The following is a 26,712-nucleotide window of genomic DNA, read 5'->3' as shown; positions in this document are numbered from 1 at the left end:
CGGCAAGATGAACGGCGAGGTGCGACAGAGTGTCTGCTGCCCGGCGGCCGTCTTGCGGCCGTGCGGCGGTGAACTAATTCCAGAGGGCCGGAGATCCGGGCCCCTCTGATAGTCCGTGAGACTATGATGTCGGACTCTCTTTCATGACCGCTGCCGCTGGCGGTATTGCGCACTTCGGGCGCTATTGAGGAGTTTGACGAGATGCGGCCCCACGCGTCGCTTGTTGCTATCGGGCCTTGCGGCTCTCGCCCCCACATCACCATCCCAACAATCGTTACCCCGCTCAAACCTCCCGGCATCGCCTGGAGGGGCGGCGGTGATCGTGATGGAACCGGAGCGCCTGCTCGCCACTTTGTATGGAACCTGCGTGCTGGAGCGCGCTGGCATTTTGTGTACGGGAGACAATCGTGACCACGGGGGGTGACCAGGTATCGATCGCGAAGGCGCCGCCGTCGCGCCCGGCCGTGGCAACGCGCCGCCTCTTGATGATCATCAATCGCGGCAGCCGCTCCGGCGGCGAAGCGGCCGGCGTTGCCGTGTCGCGGCTGAGCGCAGCCGGCTATGATCTCGTGATCTCGGCGCCGCATAGTCCGCGCGAGGTGGCGCCGTGGATCGAAGCCCATGCCGACGATGCGGAGGCGGTCGTCGTCGCCGGGGGGGACGGCAGCCTGAACGCGGCTGCGCCCGCACTGCTCAAGACCGGCCTGCCGCTGGGCATCATTCCGGCCGGCACCGCCAATGACCTTGCCCGCACGCTTGGCCTGCCGCCGGATATGGAGGCCGCGGTCGATGTGATTGCGGCCGGCCATCGCCGCCGGATCGATCTCGGCGAGGTCAACGGGCACCCGTTCTTCAACGTCGCCAGCCTCGGCTTGAGCGCCGACCTCGCGCGGCAGCTGACCAAGGAAACCAAGCGGAGGTTCGGCCGGCTCGGCTATGCGCTCACGGCGCTGAAGGTGCTGACCAATGCACGGCCGTTCCGCGCGATGATCGTATCGTCCGACGGCGCGGTGCGGGTGAAGACACTGCAGATCGCGGTCGGCAATGGCCGCTACTACGGCGGCGGCATGGCGGTCGATCACCGCGCCGAGATCGACGATTCCCATCTCGATCTGTATTCGCTGGAGATCGGCCGCATCTGGAAGCTGCTGGCGATGGCCTATGACTTCCGCAAGGGCCGCCACGGCCTGTGGCAGGAGGTGCGGGCCTCGCGTGATACATCGTTCGAGATCCGCACGCGCCGTCCGCGCCGGATCAATGCCGATGGCGAGCTCGTCACCTTCACGCCGGCGCGCTTCTCCGTGCTGCCGCGTGCGGTCACGGTGTTCGTGCCCGAGGACGCAGCGCAGGACCGCACCTGACGCGCGGCCGCTTGATCCGCCGTTCGCGGACACTCGATTTCGACTGATCACCCGATTGAGAGACCCATGACCAAGCAGACCCGCTTCAATCTCTGGTACGCGATCGTCGCGATCTTCGTCGCGATGATGATCCACAATGCGTGGACGAGCTATCGCCAGGTCGCCGTTATTCCCTACAGTCAATTCCAGGACCTGCTCGCAGCCGGCAAGGTGAAGGAGGTCGGCGTCTCCGAGAACTACCTGGAAGGCACACTGAAGGAGCCGCTGCCCAGCGGCCAGTCGCGCTTCGCGACGACGCGCGTCGACCAGGAGTTCGCCAAGGAGCTCAGCAAGGCCAACGTCACCTTCACCGGTCGCGTCGAGAGCAACATCCTCGGCGACATCCTCTCGCTGGTGATGCCGATCGCGCTGTTCTTCGGCGTCTGGTACTGGCTGTCGCGCCGGATGATGGGTGGCGCCGGCGGGCTCGGCGGCGGCCTGATGCAGATCGGCAAGAGCAAGGCCAAGGTCTACGTCGAATCCAACACGGGCGTCCGCTTCGACGACGTTGCCGGCGTCGACGAGGCCAAGGACGAACTGCGCGAGATCGTCTCGTTCCTGAAGGATCCGAAATCCTATGGCCGTCTCGGCGGCCGCATGCCCAAGGGCGTGCTGCTGGTCGGCCCGCCCGGCACCGGCAAGACGCTGCTCGCCAAGGCGGTCGCGGGCGAGGCCGGCGTGCCATTCTTCTCGATCTCGGGCTCGGAATTCGTCGAGATGTTCGTCGGCGTCGGTGCCGCGCGCGTGCGCGACCTGTTCGAGCAGGCCCGCGCCAAGGCGCCCGCGATCATCTTCATCGACGAGCTCGATGCGCTCGGCCGCGCCCGCGGCATGGGCCCGTTCGCCGGCGGCCATGACGAGAAGGAGCAGACTCTGAACCAGTTGCTGGTCGAGCTCGATGGCTTCGATTCCTCGACCGGCCTCGTGCTGCTGGCAGCGACCAACCGGCCGGAGATTCTCGATCCGGCGCTGCTGCGGGCCGGCCGCTTCGACCGCCAGGTGCTGGTCGACCGGCCCGACAAGCCGGGTCGCATCCAGATCCTGCAGGTGCATCTGAAGAAGGCCAAGCTCGCCGCCGACGTCGATCCGGAGAAGGTCGCGGCGCTGACGCCCGGCTTCACCGGCGCCGATCTCGCCAACCTCGTCAACGAGGCGACCTTGCTGGCGACGCGGCGCGGCGGCGACGAGGTCACGCTCGATGATTTCAACAATGCGATCGAGCGCATCGTCGCCGGATTGGAGAAGCGCAACCGGCTGCTCAATCCGAAGGAGCGCGAGATCGTCGCCTATCACGAGATGGGGCATGCGATCGTCGCGATGAGCCTGCCGGGCACCGATCCCGTGCACAAGGTGTCGATCATCCCGCGCGGCGTCGGCGCGCTCGGCTACACCATCCAGCGCCCGACGGAAGATCGCTTCCTGATGACGCGCGAGGAGCTCGAGAACAAGATGGCGGTGCTGCTCGGCGGCCGCGCCGCGGAGCTCGTGGTCTACGGCCATCTGTCGACGGGCGCCGCCGACGATCTGCGCCGCGTCACCGACATCGCGCGCTCGATGGTGACCCGCTACGGCATGTCGGAGCAACTGGGTTCGGTCGCCTATGAGCGCGACAACCAGTCGTTTCTTGCGCCGGGCGTCTCACGCAGCGCCGAGTATGGCGAGGCCGCAGGGGATGCGATCGACGCCGAGGTGCGTGCGATCGTGACGAACGCGCTGGAGCGCACCCGCAAGCTGCTGCAGGACAAGCGCGACGTGCTGGAGCGCGCGGCGCGCCGCCTGCTGGTCAAGGAGACGCTCGACGAGAGCGAGCTCGCCGCCCTGCTGAAGCAGGACCAGCGCGCCGGCGATCTCGTTGTGGCAGCGAAGCCGATATAGTTGTCGAGTCGGGGAGCAAAGGCGCGGCCGTGCGGTCTCCACGATCGGGATTGTGTAGCGCCGTGCCCATCGTCTTGGCAATGAGCTCGCCGCACGACGATGGGCACGCTGCCGGCTGACGGCGGCTGCTTTGCCCACCCTACGGCGGCCACGCTCACCGCCGCGGCCACATCCGGGCCAGCGCCTCGTCCTTCTTGACAAACGCGTGCCAGAGCGTGGCCGCAATGTGCAGGCCGACCACGAGATAGACCAGATAGGCCAGCGTATCATGCGTGATCTCGCCGGCATGGGCGATCGTCCTGTCGCCGGCGAACAGGCGCGGCCAGCTGAAGGTCCCGAAATAACGCAGCGAATAGCCGCCGGCCGACGAGAACATGTAGCCGGTGACGGGCATGATCAGCAGCAGCGCATAGAGCGCCCAATGATTGAGCTGCGACAGCGCGCAGACCATCGGTCCGAACGTGGCCGGAGCGGCCGGCGCCATGGTGCGAGCCCGCACGATCACGCGGAGAATGGCCAGCATAAACAGCGTGACGCCGAGCGATTTGTGAACCTCCAGCAGCTCCCGCCGCGGCGACGTCCCGGCCGGCTGAAGGCCGCAATACAGCCCGATCAGCATCGCTGCGATGAACAGCAGGGCGGTCGCCCAATGAATCCATCGCAGCAGGGGATCGTAGCTCGCGATCGTCTCGGGCATGTCGGGCTCGTCAGTGGTGAATTCCGGCGACCTGCTTAGTCGCGGATCTGACCTCTGTCGAAGGATCAGAGGTCGACGACGAGATGTCGGACAACCGCACAAAGGCATCTGCTGATCATTTTTGAGTGATTCCATGCGTGCCGCTCTGTCAGTCGCGCCTCGATAAGCCGTCCCCCGTTCGATGACTGCATTGGATCAAGCGACGATGTTGCCTTGCGGATGACGGGCGGTGCTGAGAACTGAGCGGGTGGTCCTGCGGGCTCGCGCAGGGATTGTGCCTTGATTTTCCTGCAATTGCGGACCAATCTCCCTGCCGGCATTCTGGTCGGGGGGCCTCGTGTCCAATCCTGTTGCAAAGAACATCGTGCTGTTGTCGGACGGGACCGGCAACAGCGCCAAGGCCGTGTTCAAGACCAATGTCTGGCGCCTGTTCCAGCTGCTGGACCTGCGCGATCCGCGCCGGCAAGTCGCCTTTTATGACGATGGCGTCGGAACGTCCTCCTTCAAGCTGTTCGCAGCCCTCGGCGGCATCTTCGGCTTCGGCCTGAAGCGGAATGTGATTGCGATCTACAGCTTCTGCTGTCGCAACTACAAGCCGGGCGACCGCATCTACTGCTTCGGGTTCAGCCGCGGTGCCTTCACCATCCGTATCGTGGCGGCAATGATCGCGGGGCAGGGGCTCGTCGCCTACGACGACAATGAAGCCGATCTCGCCCGGTTCGCCGCAGACGCCTATCGCCGCTATCGGCGTCGCTACAATAGCGGAATTCTCAGATATCTCGGCAAGATCGGCCTGGACCTGCGCGGAGTGCGCGACTGGGGAATCAGAACGCTGCGCAGAGTGCAGGGCGTGGCGCTGCAGGCTCCGCCAGCAGTCGAGGTCGAGAGCGTGCATTTCGTCGGCATTTGGGACACCGTTGACGCCTACGGCGGGCCGATCGAGGAGATGACGCGCGCCATTGACTATTGGATCTGGCCGCTGTCGATGCCGGACCAGTTCATGAATTCCAAGATCCATCGCGCTTGCCACGCCCTCGCGATCGAGGAGGAGCGTGACGCCTTCCGCCCGGTGATCTGGGATGAGCGCTATGTGTGGGGACGGGACGAGGCTGTTTCAGGCCGCAGTGACAAGAAGGACTGGCTGTTCGGCATCGACCACGATCCGCGCAGTGCGGCTGCGAAACTGGCCGAGCCGCCGCCGCATCTGCGCACCGATCTGCCGCCACGTGACCGCGAGCGCATCAGCCAGGTGTGGTTTACCGGCGTGCATTCCGACATCGGCGGCGGCTATCCGCAGGATGGCCTTTCCTATGTGACGCTCGATTGGATGCTCGACCGCGCCCAGGCCTATGGTCTCGTCTATCTCGACGGGCGGCGCAGGCTCCTCTACGATCCCGAGATCGATCCGCTCGACACGCTGAACGACTCGCGCAAGGGGCTTGCGGCCTACTACCGCTACAAGCCGCGCAATCTGCGCGAGATCTATGACGCGCCGCCCTACAAGCTATCGCTCCGGTACGATGTCAGTCGCATCAAGTGGCTGCTTCATTCGCCGTTCAAGGCCCAGACCGGGCTTCTTGCTGACGATCTGCATCCGAGCCTGCCGCAGCCACCTCTGCCGCCGGTGAAGCCGACGATCCACCGCACCGTGTTCGAACGCATTGGGTCGGGTCCCGATCACTATGCACCGGTGGTCGTACCCGCCGCTTACCGCGTCACGGATGAGACCGATACGCCGGTCGATGCGCTGCATCCGCTCGATCACGGGCACGCGCGGACGCGGGTGCAGGACGATGTCTGGAATTGGGTCTGGCTGCGCCGCGTGGTCTATTTCGCCACCATGTTCGCGCTGCTGTTCGTCGCGGCGATCCCATATTTCGTCATCTATTGGCCGCGCGTGCTTTATGAGCCCTTGCATGGGCTGGTAAATCCGCTGGTCAACGGAGCGGCAGCCTTCTTGCCCAAATTTCTCGACCCATGGTTCGTCGCGTTTCGGGATTCGCCGGGTTTGCTGGTGGTTGGTGTGGCCGCTGCGCTCGGCTTGACGGCGTGGGGCACCTCACTGCAGCGAACGATCCGCGACGCCGCACGCATCGCCTGGAACGATCCATCCCGGCACAAGCCGGTGACCGGCTGGCGCGCGACGGTTTATTCGCTGCGACGCCAGGGCTGGTATGTTGCCGGTTTCTATCTGCTGAAAACGTGGATCTTCCCGTTCGCCATCATGTTCTGGCTGTTCTGGTGGCTGGGGTTCGGCGCGGCCAATACGGCCGGGCTGTTCTGCAAGGAGACGCTGAGGCCGATCGAGGTCGAGGAGACAGAGATCGGCGCATACCCTGGTGGAAGCATCCGGCCAGTATTCGAGACGCGTCACCATTGCTATCCGACAGCGCTGACCGTGGCGCAGGGCGAGACCTATCAGATCGTGCTCGACGTCGGGGAGGCATGGAGCGACGGCGGCATCCCTGCGACTCCGGCCGGCTTCGGTTACGGCACCTGGACCCAATTGCCTGGGATACCCTTCAAGCGGCTGATCTGGTCGAACTGGTTCGCACCGATCGTGCGGGTGGGCAGCACCGGGCTGGAGGAGCATCTCCCGGCTTTCCAGCAGGAAACGCCCGGCAGCAGCCGCTGGACAGCCAGGTTCACGGCCCGCAGCGATGGGGAGGTGTTCGTCTACGTCAACGACACGTCCATCATGCTTCCTTGGCTGCTGTTGTATCGATTCTACTTCAACAACAAGGGCAACGCGGTCGTCTCGTTGAAGAAGCTGTAGCTGCAAGCGCTGCCAGGTCTGGCACTTGTCGAGCGTGACGTCGTCACGCTTCAGATGCTGCGCGGCACGGGCTGGTGTTGGCGTCGGGGCTGGGTAGGATACAGGCATTGATCGACTGCGAAGAGTACCATGACCCGACGAAGCTGGACAGGATGGACCGCACGCTTGGCGCTCGCCGCCGTCACGCTCGCCGGTGCCAGCGCCCATGCCGCCGAGCGGACGATGTCCTGGGACAGCGGCTGCCGTTTCACGGTCCGGTACGATCCCGCCAAGCACGACGAGACGCGGCTGCGCAACACCGTCCGTCTGCTGTTTGGCCCGTCCGATTTCGACTCGCCGGGCACGTTGCCGGCATTCGACCCGAAGGCGGTCGCGGCGCTCGACGCCGACAAGATCGACCGCGCCTGCAAGGCCACGCTCGACGCTGCCGCGCGGCTGGAGTTCATCGCGCTGCCCGGTGTCGACGACTACCGCCGCGCCAGGGTGGCGGAGCTGAAGGACAGTTGCGATTTCGACCTGGCGCAGACCCGCGGATTCAAGACGCCCGCGGCGCTGCGCGACTACCAGCCTGCCGCCGCCTGTGCAAAGTTCGTCGACGCGATCGAGGGCAAGACCGACCTGCAGCAGATGTTTCGCCAGACCGTCGACAAGGGCTGTGCCGACAACGCCAGTCCGAAGGCCTGCGTCGCTCGCTACGCCGCCGAAGCGCAGAAGCCGGACGGCCAGGAGCGCATGCGGATCTATCTGGTCAATTTCGGCTGGAGCAATTGCGCTATCAACTACAACCTCCGCAACACCGGCGAGAAGAAGATGGAGGCGATGCGGAGCGCGCTCGAGACCCAGTTCCGGAAGATGTTCAAGGTCAAGCAGGACAAGTGCGAGGAGGCGGACTGAGGCGTCCGCCCGCTCAGCTCTCCCCGAACACGCGCCGGAAGATCGTGTCGACGTGCTTGAGGTGATAGCCGAGGTCGAACTGCTCGTCGATCTCGGCGTCGCTCAGGTACTTCTTCACGTCGGCGTCGGCCTTGAGCAAAGTGCGGAAGTCGCCTTCGCCGCGCCACACCGGCATCGCGTTGCGCTGGACCAGCTTGTAGGAGTCCTCGCGGCTCGCCCCCTTCTGGGTCAGCGCGATCAGCACGCGCTGCGAGTGCACGAGGCCGCCGAGGCGGTCGAGGTTCTTTTCCATGTTGGCGGGATAGACCAGCAGCTTCTCGACCAGGCCGGCGAGGCGAACCAGCGCGAAGTCGAGCGTCACGGTGGCGTCGGGGCCGATCATGCGCTCGACCGAGGAGTGCGAGATGTCGCGCTCATGCCAGAGCACGACGTTCTCCATCGCGGGCGTCACATAGGCACGCACCATGCGGGCGAGGCCGGTGAGGTTCTCCGACAGCACCGGGTTGCGCTTGTGCGGCATCGCCGACGAGCCCTTCTGCCCCTCGGAGAAGAACTCCTCGGCTTCCAGCACCTCGGTGCGCTGCAGGTGGCGGACTTCGGTCGCAAAGCGTTCGACCGAGGAGGCGATCACGCCGAGGGTCGCAAAGAACATCGCGTGGCGGTCGCGCGGAATCACCTGGGTCGAGATCGGCTCGGGCGACAGGCCCATCGCCTTGGCGACGTGCTCTTCCACGCGCGGATCGATCTGGGCGAAGGTGCCGACGGCGCCGGAAATCGCGCAGGTCGCGACTTCCTTCCGCGCGGCGACCAGGCGCGCGCGCGCGCGGGAGAATTCGGCATAGGCATAAGCGAGCTTGAGGCCGAACGTCACCGGCTCGGCGTGGATGCCGTGCGAGCGGCCGATGGTCGGCGTCATCTTGTGCTCGAAGGCGCGTGTCTTCAGCGCCGCAAGCACGCGGTCGAGATCGGCGAGCAGCAGGTCGGCGGAGCGGGTGAGCTGGACGTTGAGGCAGGTGTCGAGCACGTCCGATGACGTCATGCCCTGGTGCACGAAGCGCGCCTCGGGACCGACGATCTCGGCGAGATGGGTCAGGAAGGCGATGACGTCGTGCTTGGTCTCGCGCTCGATCTCATCGATGCGGGCGACGTCGAAGGTGGCGTCCTTGGCCTTGGCCCAGATCGTCTTGGCGGCCTCCTTGGGGATCACGCCGAGCTCCGCCAGCGCGTCCGCCGCATGCGCCTCGATCTCGAACCAGATCTTGAACCGGGTCTGCGGCTCCCAGATCGAGGCCATTTCGGGACGGGAATAGCGGGGGATCATCGACGGCGCTCCGAGGCGGGAGGGAAGGTGGGCGGGACCAAGCGTCCGCGCCGGCATTTTACGCCGCGCTTTACCAGAGTGGCCGGATCGACACAAACGGCGGTCTTTCCGGCCGCTCGGCATGCCGTTTCCGGATCATAATACCATTTTCAAAAAATCGCGCTGACAGATATTGAAATCTGTCAGCGCGATGGTGTATGTCGACCCTGCCATCTTGCTTAAGACCAACTTCCACTGTCTGACCTTGGGTTCAGCGGTTTCAACTGCGAAGGACCGCTTCGATGAAGATTGAAAAGCGATTGTTGCACTCACAATTTCAGGACTGGCTGAATCTCCAGGTCGCGCGTCACCTGGAGGCCCAGGCCACCAGGTTTCGCGCGCCATCGTCCGCCGACCAGGCTGAGACGATCCAGATCAAGGCGAATACGTCCGACGCCGATATGGTGCACGCATGAATGAGGCCGTGGTTCTGACATCCGAGCGCATCCTCGAAGTTACCGAGGACGTGTTGCGCCGTTATGGGCTCGCCAAAGCGACGGTCGTCGACGTCGCGAGAGCGCTCGATGTCAGCCACGGCTCCGTCTACCGTCACTTTCCGAGCAAGGCGTCGCTGCGCGAGGCGGTTGCCAAGCGCTGGCTCGAGCGGGTCAGCGCGCCGCTGGCGCAGATCGCGGCCGAGCCGGGACCGGCGCCGGCGAAGCTGGAGCGCTGGCTGCGCGAGCTGTTCGGCGCCAAGCAGAAACGGGTCTGTGAAGATCCGGAGATGTTCGCGACCTATCTCACCCTGGCGCGCGAGGCGTGCTCGGTGGTCAAGGCGCACAAGCAGAACCTGATCGCCCAGGTCGAGGGCATGATCGCTGAGGGGGTCGCGCAGGGGACGTTCGATGTCGCTGATCCCAAGACCGCGGCCGCGGCGATCTTCGACGCGACCCGAAGCTTCCATCATCCCGCCCACGCTGACGAATGGGGCGAATGCACCTGCTCGGCCCGCGTCGATGCCGTGCTGACCCTGCTGCTCCGTGGACTTCAGGCGCGCTAGGCGCGCGTTCATCCGGGCTACAAATCCGTCAGCCCGCTGGTCACCGCCAGCCGCACCAGCTGCGCATCCGTCTGCAGTCCCGTCTTGGCCTTCACCAGATAATGATAGTTCTGCACCGTCTTGACGCTGAGGTGCAGGTTCGTGGCGATCTGCTCGGTGGTCAGGCCCGACGCGAACTGGCGCAGGATTTCGATCTCACGCTCGCCGAGCCGGTCGAGCACGGTCTGCTGCGGATCGAGACTGTCGGCGGCCAGCACATGGGCGACGTCGTCGCTGAGCGCGCGCTCCCCGCTGATCACCATGCGGATGGCACGGACCAGCGCCGACGGCTCGCTGCTCTTGGTGACGAAGCCGCTCGCGCCGGCGGCGAACGCCGCCTTCACCAACGGCGCCTCGCCATGCATCGAGAACACGAGGATGCAGGCGCGATTGTCGCGAGCGCGGATGTTGCGGATCGCCTCCAGCCCGCTGGCGCCCTTCATCGAGATGTCGAGCACGACCACGTCGGGCGCATGCGCCTTGAACGCGGCATAGGCCGCCGCGGCGCTGTCGGCCTCGGCGATGACTCGAAACCCGTCCTGGCTCTCCAGCACGCGGCGATAGCCTTGCCGGACCACCGGGTGGTCGTCGACCAGCAGGATCGAAATGCCTGTGCGCTCGGGCATCCCGGTTGTCTCAGGCGGCCAGTGGAATTGTCGCGGAGACGCTGAGCCCGCGCGCGGCCGGTCCGATCGACAGCGAGCCGCCGACCGCGGCGATGCGCTCGCGGATTCCGGTCAGGCCGAAGCCGCTCGATTGCGCCAGCAGTGTCGCATCGCCGCCGCCGTCGTCCTCGACTGAAATCAGCAGCGCACTGTCGGGCCCGGAGCGCCGCTCGACCCGCAACGACACCTCGCTCGCACTGGTGTGGCGCAGGGCGTTGGTCAGGCACTCCTGCGCCATCCGGTAGGCGGTGACCGCGACCGGGCCCTGGATGTCGGCGAGATCACCGTGGAGGTCGAGCCGGATCGCCGGTCGCGCGGCGTGCTGATAGTTCTCGGTCAGCGCGATCAGGCCTGCGGCGAGGCCGAGCTCCTCGGTGAGCGGACGGCGCAGTCGGCTCAAGGTGCCGCGCAGGCACGCCATCAGATGGCTGACGGATCGCGTGATCATGCGTGCGTCCTGGGCGATCTGATCGTTGCGGCCGTTGCCGGCGCTCTCGATCGTCGAGGCAAAAGCGAGGATCGCAGTGAGGTTCTGCCCGAACTCGTCGTGCAGCTCGCGGGCGAGCGCCCGCCGCTCCTCGTCGCGGATGTCGAGCAGGCGCTCGGTCAGCGCGGCGCGCTGCTCGTTGGCCTGCGCCAGCCGGTCGCCGAGCTCGCCGACGGCGCGGCCGATCATCGCGAGCTCCATCGAGCGGAAGCGCGGCAGTGAGGGGCGGTGGTCGCCCTCGGCCATCCGCTGCAGCGCCGAGACGATGCTGCGCGCCGGCGCCAGCGCATGGGCGATCGCCAGCGAGGCCAGTACGCCGATCGCGACCGCCATCGCCAGCGCCACGCCAAAGCTGTCCTGGATGCGCAGCCAGGCGAGCTGGATCGCCGCATCGGGATCGGCGATCGCCGAGACGGTTCCCGCCGTGGTGGCGCGCGCGCTGATCGGCTGCGCGACCGCCGCGTGATCGCCGAGGATGGCTTCCACGGCGCTTGAGAACCAGCGCGGCGGCGCGGCGCCGAGGCCCTTGCTCTGGCCGCACAGCGGCTTCTCGAACGCCGCCTCCGGCTTGAACTGTACGCAGATGCCGGGCGCGATCAGCTTCATGGTCTCGGTCGTGCGCCAGTCGGGCAGCGGCAGCAGCCGCTCGCGCGATCGGTTGCCGCGCAGCAGCAGCTCGCGCCAGTACAGCGCCTCCAGCGCCTGCGAGACCCGGTCGGCCGATGCCGCGGTGGCGCGGTCGACGCTGCGATAGGCGTCGACGGTGACCCATACGGCCGCGGCGGCCAGACACAGCAGCACGATCAGCGCAAGGCGCGCAATGAGCTGGAGCACGAGACGCATGCGATCCTCTCCACGGCTTTTGCCGCAGCGTAACAATGGGCTGGTGCTCCGCCAAGCAAATGCACTGCAGCAAGCGGCAGGTTGGGAAATTTTCCCGAGAGCCTCGAGGCAGATGTCTTTGGACGCTGTTCCGCTGCTCTGCTTAACTCGTCTGCGAAGCGCCGAACGAAACGGCGCGCATCGGGAGTTCATGCATGAGCGTGGTCAGCAGTGCCGAACGAGTGGAACCTGCGCGCGACGCAGCCGAGCGCGGGCCGCTGCTGCTCTGGATGATCTTCACCGGCCTCACGATATTCGCCGCCGTGGTGCTCGCCCGCTACGGCTATTTCCACCTGATGGTCGCCTCCGACCGCACCTACATCTCCAGCGTCATCGCCGTGCTCTACGTCGCCACGTGCTGCCATTGCTTCTGGCGCACCAGAGCGATCGCGCGCGAGGCGGATGCGGCGCGGCGCTGCCGCGCCGTGCTGATCGGGCCCGATGCGGCGCGCGCGCTCGAACCTGATGCGCAGTTGCTTCCCAAAGGGCTGGTCACCAACCACATCCGCAGCCTCGTCACCAAGGCGCGGACGCAAGGGGCAGGGCGGCTCGACCAGACGCTGCTGCTGCGGACGCTCGCCGACCGCCTGCGCGGCTCCAACGGCTTCGGCGGCTTCGCATCGGACACGCTGATGAAGCTCGGCCTGCTCGGCACCATCATCGGCTTCATCATCATGCTGGCGCCGATTGCCGGCCTCGACGTCAACGACAAGCTGGCGATGAAATCCTCGATGGGGCTGATGAGTGACGGCATGGCGGTGGCGATGTACACGACGCTCGCCGGCCTCGTCGGCTCGATCCTGGTGCGCATCCAGTACTACATGCTGGACGCGGCGACCGGGCGCGTGTTTTCGGACGCTGTCATGCTCACCGAGACGCGGGTGACGCCGCGGCTCGAGCGCGCGATGGATCGCGCGCCGGAGCAGGGCGCATGATGGACGATTTCGGGCTCTATCCGCGCGAGGAGCAGTTCGACCCGTTCAGCGTCATGCTATTCAAGGCGCTGCAGATCGTCGCGTTCTTCTTCTTCATCGCGGTGCTCGCGATCTCGCCGGACGCCAAGGACGGCAAGGTCGACTCGAAGGCCGAGTTCCTGATCACGATGGACTGGCCGGATAACCATCCCGACGATCTCGACCTGTTCGTGCAGGACCCTGTCGGCAACATCGCCTGGTACCGGCATCGCGAGGCCGGCTTCCTCACCCTCGATCGCGACGACCGCGGCGGCGCCAACGATTTCATCCTGGTCAACGGTCTGAAGATCCCGTCGCCGATCCGCGAGGAGATCGTGACCATCAGAGGCATCGTCGCCGGCGAATACACCGTCAACATCTCGCATTTCCAGAACGTCAGCGGCGCGCCGGTCGAGGCCACCGTGAAGGTGCAGAAGCTCAACCCGACCGCGCAGGTGATCTTCGACGACAAGGTCGTGCTCGACCATTCCGGCGACGAGAAGACGGCGCTGCGCTTCAAGCTCAATGCCGAGGGCAAGGTGATCGATGTGCAGCGCCGACCGAAATCGCTTTTGGAGACGTTCCGCAGCAATTGGCGCAACGGCGCCGATCTCGATCCCAAGACCGGCGTCAGGGTGATCAGGCGATGATGAGCAGTCTGCAGACCGTCATCGTCACGCTGTCCGCGTGCTACGCGCTGATCGGCGCGCTGCTCTTGCTGGTGCTGGTCTATGCAAGGCTGCCTTGGCAGGCCAAGGCGGTCGCCGTGGTCATCACCAGTGCGTTCTATGTCGGCAGCTTCGCCGGCGCCCGCGGCCTGCTCGGCTGGGCCAGCGTCGACCGGCTGCCGAGGAGCTTCAAGGTGCTGCAGGTGCGGATCGTCGATCCGCACTCCGTCGAGGGCGATCCCGGCGCGGTCTATCTGTGGGTCGAGGCGCTGGACGACGACAACCGTCCGAGCGGCGTGCCGCGCGCCTATCGTATTCCCTACAGCGACACACTTGCCGACAAGGCGCAGCACGCCGCCGACCAGATCGCGGCGGGCCATCCGCAGGGCGGCCGCGCCGCCGATTTCGGCACCGGTGATGGCGGGGTCATCGATGCCGCGCGCGAATACATTCTGCCGAAGACGATCATCGAGACCGCCGGCGGTGATCCCTCCACCGGCGAGTTCAAGGCCGCCAAGAACGCCGGCGACGGCGTCTCGTTCACGCCACTGCTGCCGCCGCGCATGCCGCCGAAGGACGAGCAGTAGGCGGCTGCGGCCGTATCCTCCCGCGCGAAGCTCGCGCGCGGGTGATGGCGAGCATCGGGACGTTCCTGGCACGGCGCCTCGAGCTCAAGGTCAACAAGGTCAAGAGCGCGGTCGCCAGACCGAACCACCGCAAGTTCCTGGGCTTCGGCTTTACCCAGGGAAGAAAGCCGCACCGGCGCATCGCAGGGGACCTGCAACGCTGACATTCCGCATCTCTCCGCCTATCTTGTTTGATGTTCCTCAAGTCTCGTGTGGCCACGGCCGCTAGCCTTGAGAACCGGAGGACACGGGTTGCTGCTGGCGATTTTCACCGATATCCATGCCAATCGGCAGGCCTTCGCGGCCTGCCTGGAGGCGGCGCGTGCGCGTGGCGCGGATCGTCTCATCTGTCTCGGCGACATCGTCGGCTATGGCGCCGATCCGGAATGGTCGGTCGACACCGTCATGGAGATCGTCGCCGAGGGCGGGCTGGCGGTGCGCGGCAATCACGACAATGCCGTTTCGACGGCGAGCGAGAGCATGAATGCCGAGGCGCAGGCGGCGATGGAGTGGACGCGCGGGCGGCTCAGCGCCGAGCAGCGCCGCTTTCTCGCCGAGCTGCCGATGAGTATCGGTGACGACGACCGGTTGTTCGTGCATGCGGAGGCGTCCAGCCCGCCGCGCTGGCGCTATGTGCAGTCGTCGGCCGACGCCGCGCGCAGCATGATCGCGACCGAGGCGCAGGTGACGTTCTGCGGCCACATCCACCGTCCGGCGCTGTACTCGATGTCCGCCACCGCGAAGATGACGAGCTTCACCCCGACCGCCAACATGCCCATTCAGCTGTTGCGCGGCCGGCAATGGCTGGCCGTGGTCGGCTCGGTCGGCCAGCCGCGCGACGGTGATCCGGCCGCGTCGTTCGTGACCTTCGACACCAGGACCCGCGAGCTGACCTATTGCCGCGTGCCCTATGACGTCGAGGCGGCGGCGCAGCGCATTCGCGACAACGGCCTGCCGCCCTGGCTGGCGCAGCGGCTCTCGATGGGGCGCTAGAGCATGACGAAATCAAGGCTCAAGCCGGGCGTCGTGATCGACGGCTTCACGGTGGGTGAATGCGTGCATTCCGGCGGCATGGCGACGTTGTGGAGCGTCACCCATCCGGACATCGACCGGCCCATCCTGATGAAGGTGCCGCGCGTCTCCGAGGGCGAGGATCCTGCGGCGATCGTCAGCTTCGAGATGGAGCAGATGATTCTGCCAAAACTGTCGGGACCGCACGTGCCGGCCTGTTTCGGCACCGGCGATTTCGCCACCCAGGCCTATGTGGTGATCGAGCAGATTCCAGGCGATACGCTGTACAAGCGGCTGCCCGAGCTGCCGCTGGCTTACGAGGAGGCGCGGGTGCTGGTCGCGAAGATCGCGACCGCGCTCGCCGATATTCACCGGCAGCACGTCATCCATCACGACATCAAGCCCTCCAGCATCATGTTCCGGCCGACGGGGGAGGCGGTGCTGATCGACTACGGCCTGTCCTGCCACAAGCACTTGCCGGATCTCTTGCAGGAGGAGTTCCGCCTGCCTTACGGCACCGCGCCCTACATGGCGCCGGAGCGCATGATGGGCACGCGTAGCGATCCGCGCAGCGACATCTTTTCGCTCGGCGTGCTGCTCTACTTCTTCACCACCGGCGTGCGGCCGTTCGGCGAGACCGAGACCCTGCGCGGCATGCGCCGGCGGCTGTGGCGCGATCCCTATCCACCGCGACAGCTGAAGCCGGACTATCCGCCGTGGCTGCAGGAGATCGTGCTGCGCTGCCTGGAGATCGAGCCGGTGTGGCGCTATCCGACCGCGGCGCAGCTCGCCTTCGATCTCGGCCATCCCGACCAGGTCAAGCTGACGGCGCGTGCGGAGAAGGTCAAGCGCGACCCGATCACGGCCGTGTGGCGCCGCCGCTTCAACCGCGGCCTGGTGCAGCCGGAACAGAAAACATCCGACGTCGCGGTGCAGATCGCCTCCAGCCCGATCGTGGCGGTCGCGATCGACACCGTGGAAGGCGGCGAGGAGCTCAACGGCGCGCTGCGGCTGACCGCGCAGCGCATCCTCGCCACTTTGCCCGCGGCTCGGCTCGCCTGCGTCAACGTGCTGAAGCTCGGGCGTCTCACCATCGACCGCACCCTGGACGAGGAGGGCAACAACAAGCACATCGACCGCATGGTCGCGCTGAAGCACTGGGCGACGCCGCTCAAGCTCGACACGAGCCGGCTGACGGTGCACGTGCTGGAGGCGGTCGATCCGGCGGCCTCCATCATCGAATTCGCCGAGGCCAACCAGGTCGACCACATCATCATCGGCGCCCGCCGCGATTCCGTGCTGCGCTCGCTGCTCGGCAGCGTCTCGGCGAAGGTCGCCGCGGAGGCGGGGTGTACGGTGACCGTGGTGCGGACACGGCTCGCGGCACGGGAAGCCGAGGGCGACGATGATGATGCGCCGGCAAGGGTCGTGTCGGGGGAATGATGGACATGCGATGAAGATCCACGGCGCCTCCAAGCACGACAGTCAGAACGGCATGCACAGGCTGAAAAGTGAGGCGCGGCTGCGGTTGCGTTTCGAAAGTTCCCCCTCCAAAGTGATCCGGCGCGTGCGGAACGTGTCGGTTTTTTTCTGAGGGGGGACGATCAATGGCGGCAACGGATGTGAGCATGGCGGGGACAGCCGCGCCGAAGCGAGGCCTGTTCGGCTCGCTCTTCTTTCAGGTCGTGGCTGCGCTCGTGCTCGGCATCCTGATCGGCGTCTTCGCGCCCGAGACCGCCCAGGGGCTCAAATTCTTCAGCGACGCTTTCCTGCGTCTGATCGCCATGGTGGTCGCGCCGATCGTGTTCTGCGTCGTCGTGCACGGCATTGCGAGCGCCGGCGATCTCAGGAAGGTCGGCCGCGTCGGCGTCAAGTCGCTGGTCTATTTCGAGGGCATGACCACGATCGCGCTGGCCTTCGGCCTCGTGCTGGCGCTGGTCTTCAGCCCCGGCCACGGCATGAACATCGACGTCTCCAAGCTCGACGCCAAGCAGCTCGCGAGCTTCGCCGACAACGCCCACAAGCTGCAGGGCGGCGGCTTCGGCGGCTTCATCCTCAACATCATTCCGCCGACGGCGTTCGACGCCTTTGCCCGCAACGACGTGCTGCAGGTGCTGTTCTTCGCGGTGATCTTCGGCGTCAGCCTGGCGCTGGTCGGCGAGCCCGGCAAGCCCGTGGTCGACCTGATCGAGTCCGTCGCCAAGGTGCTGTTCAAGGCGATGGGGCTGATCGTGCGCGTCGCGCCGCTCGGCGTGCTCGGCGCCATCGGCTTCACCGTCGGCAAATATGGCGTCGGCTCGCTCAAGCAGCTCTTGGCGCTGGTCGTGCTGTTCTACGTCTCGGTGGCGCTGTTCGTCGTGACCGCGCTTGGCCTCGTGATGCGCATGGCCGGCCTCAGCCTGTTCAAGTTCCTGCGCTATTTGAAGGAGGAGCTGCTGATCGTGCTGGCGACGGCGTCGTCCGACTCCGTGCTGCCGCAGATCATGCGCAAGCTCGAGGCGATGGGCGTCAAGCAGGAGGTCGTCGGCCTGGTCATCCCGACCGGCTATTCCTTCAACCTCGATGCGTTCTCGATCTACCTGACGCTCGCCGTCGTCTTCATCGCCCAGGCCACCAACACGCCGCTGTCGGTCAGCGACCTGCTGCTGGTGCTCGGCGTGTCGCTGGTCACGTCCAAGGGCGCCCATGGCGTGCCCGGCTCGGCCATCGTCATCCTGGCCGCAACGCTCGGCGCCGTGCCGGCTATCCCCGCCATCGGTCTGGTGCTGGTGCTGTCCGTCGACTGGTTCGTCGGCATCGCGCGCGCCGTCGGCAACCTGATCGGCAACTGCGTCGCCACCGTCGTCGTCGCCGCCTGGGAGGACGACCTCGACCATGCCAAGGCGAAGGCCGTGCTCGACCGCGGCACGGCGGAAGAGGTGGAGTATCAGGGGGCGTGAGGGAGGATCACTAGGGGGAGAATGAGGGAGCGAGTACGGCGTGGATTGGTCGATCGCGCGATCGAGCCGGTGTTCGAGGCCGATGAGGAGAAGCTCTTCGTCGGCGGTTGCGGCCGAAGATTCGACGAGCGCATCAGGTGGCAGTCTTGCGATAGCCGATGTCGTGGCCGCATTCATAGCGGCCGCTCGGATCATGATTGCGCAATTCGTAGACCCGCTGCCATGTGCTCTCCCACGCGCCTTCGGCGGTCAGACAGGTCCGGGTTCCGTCAGCATCGATGTTGATCACCTTCCAGATTAGAAGCGCCACGCAGGCGAAAGAATCGAAAAATGCATCCAGAAACGAGGTGAACCAGCCGGAGTCCATGCCCATATGGCGGAACTCCGGTTCGTGCGCAGAACTCACCAGGCCCCAGGGGCAGCCCGGTCCGAAGCCGTGCTCACAATAGGCGATCTCGGCACCGGATTGTGCATCGCGAAGCACGAACCAGCAGGGATATTGCTCCCCCGGTTGGCCATAGTCCCAATCGCGCAGCACCATGTGAGGTGCGACGAGCATGCCGCGGATATGCGAGAGCACACGCTTGTCGGACAGCTCAGCCAATTCCCCTTCGATCAAGCTCTCCAGGCGTTCGGGAACGGTCGACATCAGCCGTGTATCCAGGACTCATTCAGCGGATGCTGCTGGCCTTCACCTGAACGGCCGCAGCTTCATGTGCCGGTTGGCGTCCTTGTAGAGCAGGTAGCGGAAGCGGCCGGGGCCACCGGCGTAGCAGGCCTGCGGGCAGAAGGCGCGCAGCCACATGAAGTCGCCGGCCTCGACCTCGACCCAGTCGCGGTTGAGCTTGTAGACCGCCTTTCCCTCGAGCACATAGAGCCCGTGCTCCATCACATGCGTCTCCAGGAACGGGATCACGGCGCCGGGCTCGAAGGTGACGATGTTGACGTGCATGTCGTGGCGAACGTCGAGCGGATCGACGAAGCGCGTGGTGGCCCAGCGGCCCTGCGTCTCCGGCATCGCGGCAGGGGCGATCGTCGCCTCGTTGGTGACGAAGGCCTCGGGCACGGCGATGCCGGGAACGGCCTCATAGGCCTTGCGGATCCAGTGGAAGGTCGCGGGCGCCTGGCTGTCGTTGCGCATCGTCCACTTGCAGGACGGCGGCAGGAAGGCGTAGCCGCCATGGCCCAGGCGATGCTCTTTGCCGGCGATGGTGAGCATGATCTCGCCTGACACCACGAACAGCACGCCCTCGGCCTCCGGATCCGGCTCGGGCTGGGCGCTGCCGCCGCCGGGCGAGACCTCGACGATGTATTGCGAGAACGTTTCCGAGAAGCCGGAGAGGGGACGCGCGATCACCCAGGTTCGCGTCTTGTCCCAGAACGGCAGCGCCGAGGTGACGATGTCGCGCATCACGCCCTTCGGGATGACGGCATACGCCTCGGTGAACACGGCGCGGCCGGTCAGCAGGTCGGTCTGCGGCGGGTGGCCGCCATGCGGCACGAAGTAGTTCGGCTTGTCCATCATCGTCTCTCCACGGCGCGGATGATCAACCGGCGCGCCATCGGTCATCAGGGAATGGCAAGGTAGAGCGGCTCGTCGAGCCACAGCTCCTCGAGATTGTCGGGGCTGATGCGGTCGACCACCATGAAGCGCGAGGCCTCGTCGAACACCAAGAGCGGATGATGCCAGACGTTGCGCGCGTAGTTGACGCCCTGGCGGCCGGTTGCCGTGAAGGCGTGGTAGCTCGCGGGATCGCGCGGATCGGCGCAGACCAGCACCAGCCACGGCCGGTCCTGCAACGGCATGAACAGCTGGCTGCCGAGCGGGTGCCGCTCCATCAGCTTGATCTCGATCGGCAACGGCCGCGGCTTGGCCTCGAACAGGCTGATGTTCACGGCCGCGCCGCCCGATGTCACGTCGACAGCAGCGAGGCCGTTGCAGCGGCGGGCGAAGCCCTGGTTGATGTCGATGGGCTGGGCGCCATCGGTCTCGACGACGTCGCCGAAAGCAGCGAAGGCCGCTTTCGTCAGCGGCTGCGGCGTGAGCGTGTGCATCCCGTCTCGCGTGCCTCAGATCGCTTCGCCGCGCGCCAACGCGGCGGCGCTGCGGATCGCGGCGATGTTGCTGCGATAGGCTTCCATCGTGCCGCCCTTGAAGACGGCGGAGCCTGCGACGAAGGCGTTGGCGCCAGCGGCGGCGAGTGCGCCGGCATTGTCGCGGCCGACGCCGCCATCGACCTCGATATCGATCGGCCGGCCCGCGGTCATCGCGCGCAGATCCTGGATCTTGCCAATCGCCGAGGGGATGAAGGCCTGGCCGCCGAAGCCGGGATTGACCGACATGATCAGCACGAGGTCGACGAGGTCGAGCACATATTCGATGACGTTGAGCGGGGTCGACGGGTTGAGCGAGACGCCGGCCTTCTTGCCGAGCGCGCGGATTGCCTGCAGCGAGCGATGCAGATGCGGGCCGGCCTCGGCGTGGACCGTGATGTGGTCGCAGCCGGCCTTGGCGAAGGCCTCGAGATAGGGATCGCACGGCGTGATCATCAGATGCGCGTCGAAGATCTTGGTGGTGTGTGGGCGCAGCGCCTTGATGACATCCGGGCCATAGGAAATGTTCGGGACGAAATGCCCGTCCATGACGTCGAGATGGATCCAGTCGGCCCCGGCGGCATCGACGGCGCGCACCTCTTCGCCGAGCTTGGAGAAATCCGACGCCAGGATCGATGGCGCGATGACGAGCGGACGCGGCGTGAAGGACTGGGTCATGGGCGGCTGTTCCAGGACGATCGGGGATGTCGCCGTATCATGCAGGGCCGGCTGCGGCAACGCGAGCGGGAAAAATCTGCCGGGCACGGCACGATCTGCCGGGTTCAGGCCACCGTAACATCGCGAAATATCCGGACATATCAGCGGTTTGGCGCTGGCATGGGGATTGCGACGGCGGTGGGAAGATGTTCTGCCGCCGCGTGGGCGGCCTTGCGGGAGTTTCGCCATGTGGTTTGCACTGGGGGCTGCCTCGTCGGTCCTGGACAGCCTGCAGTCGCTCGGCTCGACCAAGTCGGGCTCCGGCAAGTCGGGCGGCGGTCCGTTCAGCCTCGACACCAAGGGGGCGAGCGGCTCCGGCAATTTCAGCCCGTGGTCGAGCGCGGGCGGCAGCAGCAGCTCGGGGCAGATCGCGCCGGAGACCATGAGCGCGCTGCTCGCAGCGCAGAGCCAGTCGGGCGCGTCGTCGAGCGCAAGCTCATCGACCAATCCGCTGCAGGACCTGTTCTCGCAGATCGACGGCGATGGCGATGGTCAGATCAGCAAATCGGAGTTCGAGAGCGCGCTCGGCGCCGGCGGCACCAACGTCGCCAATGCCGACAAGGTGTTCGGCAAGCTGGATACGAACGGCGACGGCAATGTCAGCCTCGACGAGCTGTCCTCGGCGCTGCAGGGCGCCAAGGGGCGACGTGGCCACCATCATCACCAGGTGGCGGGCGGGAGCGGCGGCTCGGGCACCTCATCCAGCGCGGGCGCAGATGCGCTGATGCAGGCGCTGTCGGGCGCGTCGAGCTCCTCGTCCACCAACAGCGACGGCTCGACCACGACCACCATCACCTATGCCGACGGCTCCAAGGTGACGCTGACGACGCCGGCAGCCACAACCGCGTCCAACGCTGCGACCTCGTCCTACAACATGATCGAGAAGCTGATCCAGCGGCAGTCCAACATGCTGTCGGCCTCGACGTCTTCAACGACCGCGGTCAGCGCGTAAGCTCAACTGCCGAAGCGGCCTTGCCAGGACGGCAGCGCGCCGGCGAACGGCAGCGGGCTCGCGTGATAGACGCCGCGGGCGATCGCGCGCGCCAGGACGTTGGCCGCGACCATGCCGAGCTCACTCAGCTCGACCAGCGGCTCGATCGGCCTGGTGCAGGCCGCGGCCGCGAACACGATGTCGCCGTCGAGCGGCAGATGCACCGGATAGATCGCGCGCGCCATGCCGGTCTGCGCCATCATCGCGAGCCGCTTGGCCTGCGCCTTAGTCAGGATGGCATCGGTCACGACGAGGCTGATCGTCGTGTTCTCGGAGGCCGATGCTGCCGGGCCGCCCTTGATGCGCATCGCCAGCATGTCCGGCGTGAAGGCGGCCGGCAGGCCGCGGCCGCCGAACTCGCCGTCGATCTCGTACGGTGCCGCCCAGAACCAGGGACCGTCGCCGACAGTGACGCTGCCGACCGCATTCACCACAACAATGGCCGCAACCTTGATGCCGCCTGTCGTCGTCGCCGACGCCGAGCCGAGCCCGCCCTGCAGGTTGGCCGTGGTGGCGCCGAGCCCGGCACCGACGCTGCCGAGCGCGAAGGTCGTGCTGGCCGCCGCCGCCGCCGCGTAGCCGAGCTCGCGATACGGCGCGTAGCGGCCCCAGGCCTTGTTGCCGCCGTTCAAGAGGTCGAACACGATCGCGCCGGGGACGATCGGGATCAGCGCGTCGCGCACGGCAAAGCCGCGCCCCTGTTCCGCCAGCCAGGCCTGAATGCCGCTCGCGGCCTCGAGCCCGAACGCCGAGCCTCCCGACAGGGCAATGCCGTCGACCCGTTCCACCGTATTCGCAGGATCGAGCAGCGCATCCTCGCGCACCCCGGGTCCGCCGCCACGGATGTCGATCGCGGCGACCGCCGGCTGATCGAACAGGATCGCGGTCACGCCGGAAGCGAGCGCGGCGTCATGGGCATGGCCTACGCGTACGCCGGGGATGTCGGTGAGGAGGTTCTGCACGATCGTCCCTCGCTGCAGATGATGATGCCGGATGGATAGCGCGGCCGGCGCGAGGCCTCAATGCAGGAGGGCACGCGCCTCGGCGCTGGTATGAGCGCCCCGCTTGCGTCCAGCGGGCGCGAAGGGGCAGGCGACATCCGGGTCTCAAGTGCCGCGCCGGTGGGCCCGGATGTCGCTTACGCCGATCCGGGCGCGTGCTTCAGCGCTCCAGCGCGATACGGATCATGCGGGCCAGCTCTGGCTTCCGGTAAGGCTTGGGCAGCAGCAGCACGCCGGCGTCGAGGCGGCCGTGGTGCACGATCGCGTTCTCGGTGTAGCCCGAGGTGAACAGCGTCCGCAGCGCCGGCCGCCGCACCCGCGCGGCGTCGGCGAGCTGGCGGCCGTTCATGGCGCCGGGCATGATGACGTCGGTGAACAGCAGGTCGATCTCCGGATGGCGATCGAGCACGTCGAGCGCCTCGGCGGCATTGGCTGCAGCCAGGGTGGTGTAGCCGAGGCTGCCGACCTGGGCGATCACGTGCTGGCGTACCAGCGGATCGTCCTCCACGATCAGGATCGTCTCATTGCCGCCGCGCGCGTCTGGCGCCTGCAAGCCCGCGCTGGCCGCCGGAGCGGACGCCGAGCGCGGCAGATACAGCTTGATCGAGGTGCCGTGGCCGACCTCGCTGTAGATCTTGATGTGGCCGCCGGACTGCTTGACGAAACCGAACACCATGCTGAGGCCGAGCCCCGTGCCCTTGCCGGAGCCCTTGGTCGAGAAGAACGGATCGAACACCTTCTCGAGATAGGCCGGCGGAATGCCACAGCCGGTGTCGCTCACGGCGATCATCACGTAGTCACCGACGATGACCTCGCTATGGACGTCGGCATAGTCCCGGTCGAGCGTGACGTTCGCTGTCTCCAGCGTGAGCTTGCCGCCCTGCGGCATCGCATCACGCGCATTGAGCGCGAGATTGATGACCGCGGTGGCGAGCTGGTTCGGATCGGCGAGCGCAGTGCAGGGATCGGCGTCAAGGATACGCTCGATCTCGATCTGCGCGCCGAGCGTCGGCTGCAGCAAGGCTGCGGTCTCGTTCAACAGGGCGTTGACGTCGAGATCCGTCGGCTGCAGCGGCTGCTTGCGGGCGAAGGCCAGCAACTGCCGCGTGAGCTGCGCGCCGCGGTCGGCGGAGTCGTCGATCAGCTTGGCGACGGAGGCGAGCTCCGGCCGGTCGGACACGGCGTCGGCAAGAATGCCGATGCTGCCGGTGATGACGGTGAGGATGTTGTTGAAGTCGTGGGCGACGCCGCCGGTGAGCTGACCGACCGCCTCCATCTTCTGCGCCTGGCGGAACTGCGCCTCGGCCGCGCGCTTCTCGGTGAGGTCGCGGCCGACGAAGAAGTGGCGCTGCACCGGCTCCGACCAGCTCGCCATCCAGTTCAGGACGACGCCGCGGCCTTCCTTGTGCATGAGCTGCGCTTCGAAATTACGGACGTCGCGGCCGCGGCGGCAGGCGCGCATCTGGCTACGGACCGCCTCGAGCTCGGGCGGATAGACGAAGTCGCTGGCATTGCGGCCGACCATCTCCTCCGGCCGGTAGCCGAGCACGTCCAGCGCGCTCGGGCTGACCTGCATCAATTGTCCGTAGGAGTTGGCAACCAGGATCAGGTCCTGCGAGGTCTCGAAGATGCGGCGGCGCTCCTCGGTCTCACGGGTCAGGGCGGTTCGGGTGCGCTTGCTCTCGGTGATGTCGTGCGCCACCTTCGAGGCGCCGATGATCACACCATGCGCGTCGAGGATCGGCGACACGCCGAGCGATACTTCGATCTCGCGGCCGTCCTTGTGGCGGCGGATCGTCTCGTGATGCTCGATCTTCTCGCCGTCGCCGATCCGGCTCAGGATGCGATCGACTTCGCTGCGCCGTTCGGCGGGCACGATCAGGCCGATGTCGTTGCCAAGCGCCTCGTCTGCGCCGTATCCGAACAGGTGTTCGGCGGCGCGATTCCAGGACGTGATCTTGCCCTGCAGCGTCAGCGTGATGATGGCGTCGTTGGAGGATTCCACCACAGCGCTGAACAGCCGCTCCCGCGCGATGAAACGGGCCCGCTCGCTTTCGCTCTGCCGGCGCTGCTGCTGCAGCAGCCGCATGAGCCTCGTCTGCAGCCTGACATTGTCGGCGAGCAGGACGCCGAGGACGAAGCTCGCTGCCAGCAAGCCATAGATGCGGCCCGCATAGTAGCCGAGGTCGAACCGGGCGGCGTTGAGCAGCGAGGAGATCGAGAGATCGAACAGCCAGGCGCACAGCGCCACCATGACCCAGAGGTCGAGAATGCTGTGCGGCCTGCGCAACGCCAGGACGAGCAGGGCAGCCGATGTTACGCACCAGATGGCGCCGACCACGATCTTCAAAGCCGGAGTGGCAGCGTCATCGCGGACGAGCGCAGGCAGCGCCGTATCATGGGCGATCACCGCCCAGGTGAGTGCCGCAAGTGCAATCGCCACGCCGAGCACGGCGACCGAGAGAGACAGCGCAACCGACCCAACGGGCGCCGGACGGAGACGGTCGTGCAGCGCATAGACCAGAACGAACAAGGGGAACGCGCCGTGCCAGATCATGTAGATCCAGGCTGCGGTCTGCGGCCCTGCATCGAGCAGGCCGGTCTGAGAATACAGGCCTGGGAACACCAGCGTGTGCAGCAGCGAGGCTGGCGCGGTAAACAGGTAACCGGAGGCCAACCACAGCAACGGTCGCGAGCGAAGCAGCACGAACTGGGAGAACAGCAGGAACGCGGTGATGAGATCGTTCAGCGCCAGCGCCGACTGGTAGCTCGCGACGAACGCAGGCACCGGCGGCAACTGCACCTTGGCAAAGGGAGCGGCGGCGGCAAACAGCAAGGTCGAGATCGCAACCGCGGCGAGTGCTGCGATTTGGTCTCGGCGCGTCGCGGTGGACGTCGACAGGAGGACTTCGCGATGATCCTTGATGCTCTGCATCTCCAAGGGTCCTGCGCAACAGAGCCGACGTGCAAGAGGGGAAGCTTTACAGCTGGTGCGCGAAGAAAATCACTGTTCTAATGAAGGTTGTATGGTACCAGATCGGATCGTTCTGTAGAATGAGTCAATAGTTGGAGTAACCGCACCTTTACCGCAAATGAGATAAATATACTCATAGTTGTGTCCGATTTCTTTCTACGTTGTAGGCTGTCCAACGGAAAAATTCTGGAGAAGTTGATGCCACGGATTCTGGTGGTCGACGATCAGAAGGATGTGCGCGCCATGATCTGTATGGTGCTGCGCGTCAATCAGTTCGACGTGGTCGAAGCGGGAACCGCTGCGTCCGGACTGCAGTTGTTCCGCGACCAGGCATTCGATGCCGTCATCGTCGACATCTATCTCGATGATTCCAACGGGCTCGATCTGGTCAGCAGTATGCGCGCGCTGGTTCCCGACGTTCCGGTGGTCGCCGTCTCCGGCATGACTGCCTTCGATGGCGCGTCGATGTCGGACGAGCTGACCCGTGTCGTTTACCTGCAGAAACCGTTCCGCCCGGCCGAGCTGATGCGTGCCGTCGAAACGGCCCGTGCGGCGGTGGCGGCCAAGGGGACCCCATCGCTTTCGGCCTGTGCCGGCTGAGCCGGTCTGTTGCTCCGTACGACGTGGTTCCCCACGGTCGGGGGCTCAGCGACGAAACAAGCT

General features: G+C 66.1%; 25 protein-coding genes. 15 read left to right on the top strand and 10 right to left on the bottom strand.

Annotated elements, in window-relative coordinates; translation table 11 throughout:
• Positions 1-407 precede the first annotated feature (407 nt).
• Positions 408-1,361 carry a lipid kinase gene (locus QX094_RS31640; RefSeq protein WP_316185275.1) on the top strand — a complete coding sequence of 318 codons (954 nt, stop codon included), beginning with the start codon at positions 408-410 and terminating at the stop codon, positions 1,359-1,361.
• Between the two features lie 66 nt (positions 1,362-1,427).
• On the top strand, positions 1,428-3,275 hold the full coding sequence (ftsH, locus tag QX094_RS31635) for an ATP-dependent zinc metalloprotease FtsH (protein WP_315714798.1): 1,848 nt from the start codon (positions 1,428-1,430) through the stop codon (positions 3,273-3,275).
• A 154-nt stretch (positions 3,276-3,429) separates the two neighbouring features.
• Here the strand turns inward: ftsH and QX094_RS31630 are convergent, their stop codons facing one another.
• Positions 3,430-3,972, bottom strand: a complete 543-nt coding sequence (locus QX094_RS31630) for a cytochrome b (RefSeq protein ID WP_315714797.1) — start codon at positions 3,970-3,972, stop codon at positions 3,430-3,432.
• 337 nt (positions 3,973-4,309) lie between these two features.
• On the opposite strand from QX094_RS31630, the gene QX094_RS31625 reads away from it, so the two are divergent.
• Both QX094_RS31625 and QX094_RS31620 read left to right on the top strand, forming a co-directional pair.
• Positions 4,310-6,748 carry a DUF2235 domain-containing protein gene (locus tag QX094_RS31625; protein WP_315714796.1) on the top strand — a complete coding sequence of 813 codons (2,439 nt, stop codon included), beginning with the start codon at positions 4,310-4,312 and terminating at the stop codon, positions 6,746-6,748.
• A gap of 129 nt (positions 6,749-6,877) precedes the next feature.
• On the top strand, positions 6,878-7,642 hold the full coding sequence (locus tag QX094_RS31620) for a hypothetical protein (RefSeq protein WP_315714795.1): 765 nt from the start codon (positions 6,878-6,880) through the stop codon (positions 7,640-7,642).
• 13 nt (positions 7,643-7,655) lie between these two features.
• On the opposite strand, the gene purB is transcribed toward QX094_RS31620, so the two are convergent.
• Positions 7,656-8,963, bottom strand: coding sequence for an adenylosuccinate lyase (purB, locus tag QX094_RS31615; protein WP_315714794.1), 1,308 nt, complete (start codon positions 8,961-8,963; stop codon positions 7,656-7,658).
• 281 nt (positions 8,964-9,244) lie between these two features.
• On the opposite strand from purB, the gene QX094_RS31610 reads away from it, so the two are divergent.
• Positions 9,245-9,418 carry a hypothetical protein gene (locus QX094_RS31610; protein ID WP_315714793.1) on the top strand — a complete coding sequence of 58 codons (174 nt, stop codon included), beginning with the start codon at positions 9,245-9,247 and terminating at the stop codon, positions 9,416-9,418.
• Complete coding sequence (locus tag QX094_RS31605; RefSeq protein ID WP_315714792.1) at positions 9,415-10,002, top strand: TetR family transcriptional regulator; 588 nt, start codon at positions 9,415-9,417, stop codon at positions 10,000-10,002. The genes QX094_RS31610 and QX094_RS31605 overlap by 4 nt, the downstream gene beginning before the upstream one ends.
• A gap of 17 nt (positions 10,003-10,019) precedes the next feature.
• Here QX094_RS31605 and QX094_RS31600 read toward each other — a convergent pair whose 3' ends face one another.
• A complete protein-coding gene (locus QX094_RS31600) occupies positions 10,020-10,667 on the bottom strand; it encodes a response regulator transcription factor (protein ID WP_315714791.1) in 648 nt (215 codons plus the stop codon).
• Positions 10,668-10,677: 10 nt separating this feature from the next.
• A complete protein-coding gene (locus QX094_RS31595; RefSeq protein ID WP_315714790.1) occupies positions 10,678-12,036 on the bottom strand; it encodes a histidine kinase in 1,359 nt (452 codons plus the stop codon).
• A gap of 194 nt (positions 12,037-12,230) precedes the next feature.
• Here QX094_RS31595 and QX094_RS31590 point away from each other — a divergent pair, with 194 nt between their 5' ends.
• The 7 genes from QX094_RS31590 (at position 12,231) to QX094_RS31560 (ending at position 18,272) form a co-directional block, all read left to right on the top strand.
• Positions 12,231-13,010 carry a MotA/TolQ/ExbB proton channel family protein gene (locus QX094_RS31590; RefSeq protein ID WP_315714789.1) on the top strand — a complete coding sequence of 260 codons (780 nt, stop codon included), beginning with the start codon at positions 12,231-12,233 and terminating at the stop codon, positions 13,008-13,010.
• Positions 13,007-13,678 carry a hypothetical protein gene (locus QX094_RS31585; RefSeq protein WP_315714788.1) on the top strand — a complete coding sequence of 224 codons (672 nt, stop codon included), beginning with the start codon at positions 13,007-13,009 and terminating at the stop codon, positions 13,676-13,678. Before QX094_RS31590 ends, QX094_RS31585 begins: the two co-directional genes overlap by 4 nt.
• Complete coding sequence (locus tag QX094_RS31580; RefSeq protein ID WP_315714787.1) at positions 13,675-14,283, top strand: hypothetical protein; 609 nt, start codon at positions 13,675-13,677, stop codon at positions 14,281-14,283. Before QX094_RS31585 ends, QX094_RS31580 begins: the two co-directional genes overlap by 4 nt.
• A 44-nt stretch (positions 14,284-14,327) precedes the next feature.
• The gene (locus QX094_RS31575) at positions 14,328-14,486 is read left to right on the top strand and encodes a hypothetical protein (protein ID WP_315714786.1); all 159 of its coding nucleotides are present in this window, start codon (positions 14,328-14,330) and stop codon (positions 14,484-14,486) included.
• Positions 14,487-14,574: 88 nt separating this feature from the next.
• Positions 14,575-15,315, top strand: a complete 741-nt coding sequence (locus QX094_RS31570) for a metallophosphoesterase family protein (RefSeq protein ID WP_315714785.1) — start codon at positions 14,575-14,577, stop codon at positions 15,313-15,315.
• 3 nt (positions 15,316-15,318) lie between these two features.
• Complete coding sequence (locus QX094_RS31565; protein ID WP_315714784.1) at positions 15,319-16,776, top strand: bifunctional serine/threonine-protein kinase/universal stress protein; 1,458 nt, start codon at positions 15,319-15,321, stop codon at positions 16,774-16,776.
• A gap of 164 nt (positions 16,777-16,940) precedes the next feature.
• On the top strand, positions 16,941-18,272 hold the full coding sequence (locus QX094_RS31560) for a dicarboxylate/amino acid:cation symporter (RefSeq protein WP_315714783.1): 1,332 nt from the start codon (positions 16,941-16,943) through the stop codon (positions 18,270-18,272).
• A gap of 133 nt (positions 18,273-18,405) precedes the next feature.
• On the opposite strand, the gene QX094_RS31555 is transcribed toward QX094_RS31560, so the two are convergent.
• The 4 genes from QX094_RS31555 to rpe are packed head-to-tail and all read right to left on the bottom strand — an operon-like array spanning position 18,406 to position 21,044.
• Complete coding sequence (locus QX094_RS31555) at positions 18,406-18,921, bottom strand: hypothetical protein (RefSeq protein ID WP_315714782.1); 516 nt, start codon at positions 18,919-18,921, stop codon at positions 18,406-18,408.
• Between the two features lie 42 nt (positions 18,922-18,963).
• The gene (locus tag QX094_RS31550) at positions 18,964-19,794 is read right to left on the bottom strand and encodes a bifunctional allantoicase/(S)-ureidoglycine aminohydrolase (RefSeq protein ID WP_315714982.1); all 831 of its coding nucleotides are present in this window, start codon (positions 19,792-19,794) and stop codon (positions 18,964-18,966) included.
• 47 nt (positions 19,795-19,841) lie between these two features.
• Positions 19,842-20,327 carry an ureidoglycolate lyase gene (locus QX094_RS31545; protein WP_315714781.1) on the bottom strand — a complete coding sequence of 162 codons (486 nt, stop codon included), beginning with the start codon at positions 20,325-20,327 and terminating at the stop codon, positions 19,842-19,844.
• A 15-nt stretch (positions 20,328-20,342) separates the two neighbouring features.
• Positions 20,343-21,044: a ribulose-phosphate 3-epimerase gene (gene rpe / locus QX094_RS31540; RefSeq protein WP_315714981.1), complete on the bottom strand. Its 702-nt coding sequence runs from the start codon at positions 21,042-21,044 to the stop codon at positions 20,343-20,345.
• Between the two features lie 226 nt (positions 21,045-21,270).
• Between rpe and QX094_RS31535 the strand changes: the two genes are divergently transcribed.
• Positions 21,271-22,035 (top strand): EF-hand domain-containing protein, encoded by a 765-nt coding sequence (locus QX094_RS31535; protein ID WP_315714780.1) that lies wholly within the window; start codon positions 21,271-21,273, stop codon positions 22,033-22,035.
• Between the two features lie 2 nt (positions 22,036-22,037).
• Here QX094_RS31535 and QX094_RS31530 read toward each other — a convergent pair whose 3' ends face one another.
• Both QX094_RS31530 and QX094_RS31525 read right to left on the bottom strand, forming a co-directional pair.
• A complete protein-coding gene (locus tag QX094_RS31530) occupies positions 22,038-23,036 on the bottom strand; it encodes a P1 family peptidase (protein ID WP_315714779.1) in 999 nt (332 codons plus the stop codon).
• Positions 23,037-23,235: 199 nt separating this feature from the next.
• Entirely contained in the window at positions 23,236-26,010 is a 2,775-nt protein-coding gene (locus QX094_RS31525) for a PAS domain S-box protein (protein ID WP_315714778.1), read from the bottom strand.
• Between the two features lie 237 nt (positions 26,011-26,247).
• On the opposite strand from QX094_RS31525, the gene QX094_RS31520 reads away from it, so the two are divergent.
• Positions 26,248-26,649 carry a response regulator gene (locus tag QX094_RS31520; protein WP_315714777.1) on the top strand — a complete coding sequence of 134 codons (402 nt, stop codon included), beginning with the start codon at positions 26,248-26,250 and terminating at the stop codon, positions 26,647-26,649.
• Positions 26,650-26,712: the final 63 nt, after the last annotated feature.

It is taken from the genome of Bradyrhizobium sp. SZCCHNS1050 (genome assembly GCF_032484785.1).
Taxonomy (GTDB): Bacteria; Pseudomonadota; Alphaproteobacteria; order Rhizobiales; family Xanthobacteraceae; genus Bradyrhizobium.
This window is presented reverse-complemented; position numbering and strand designations above follow the sequence as displayed.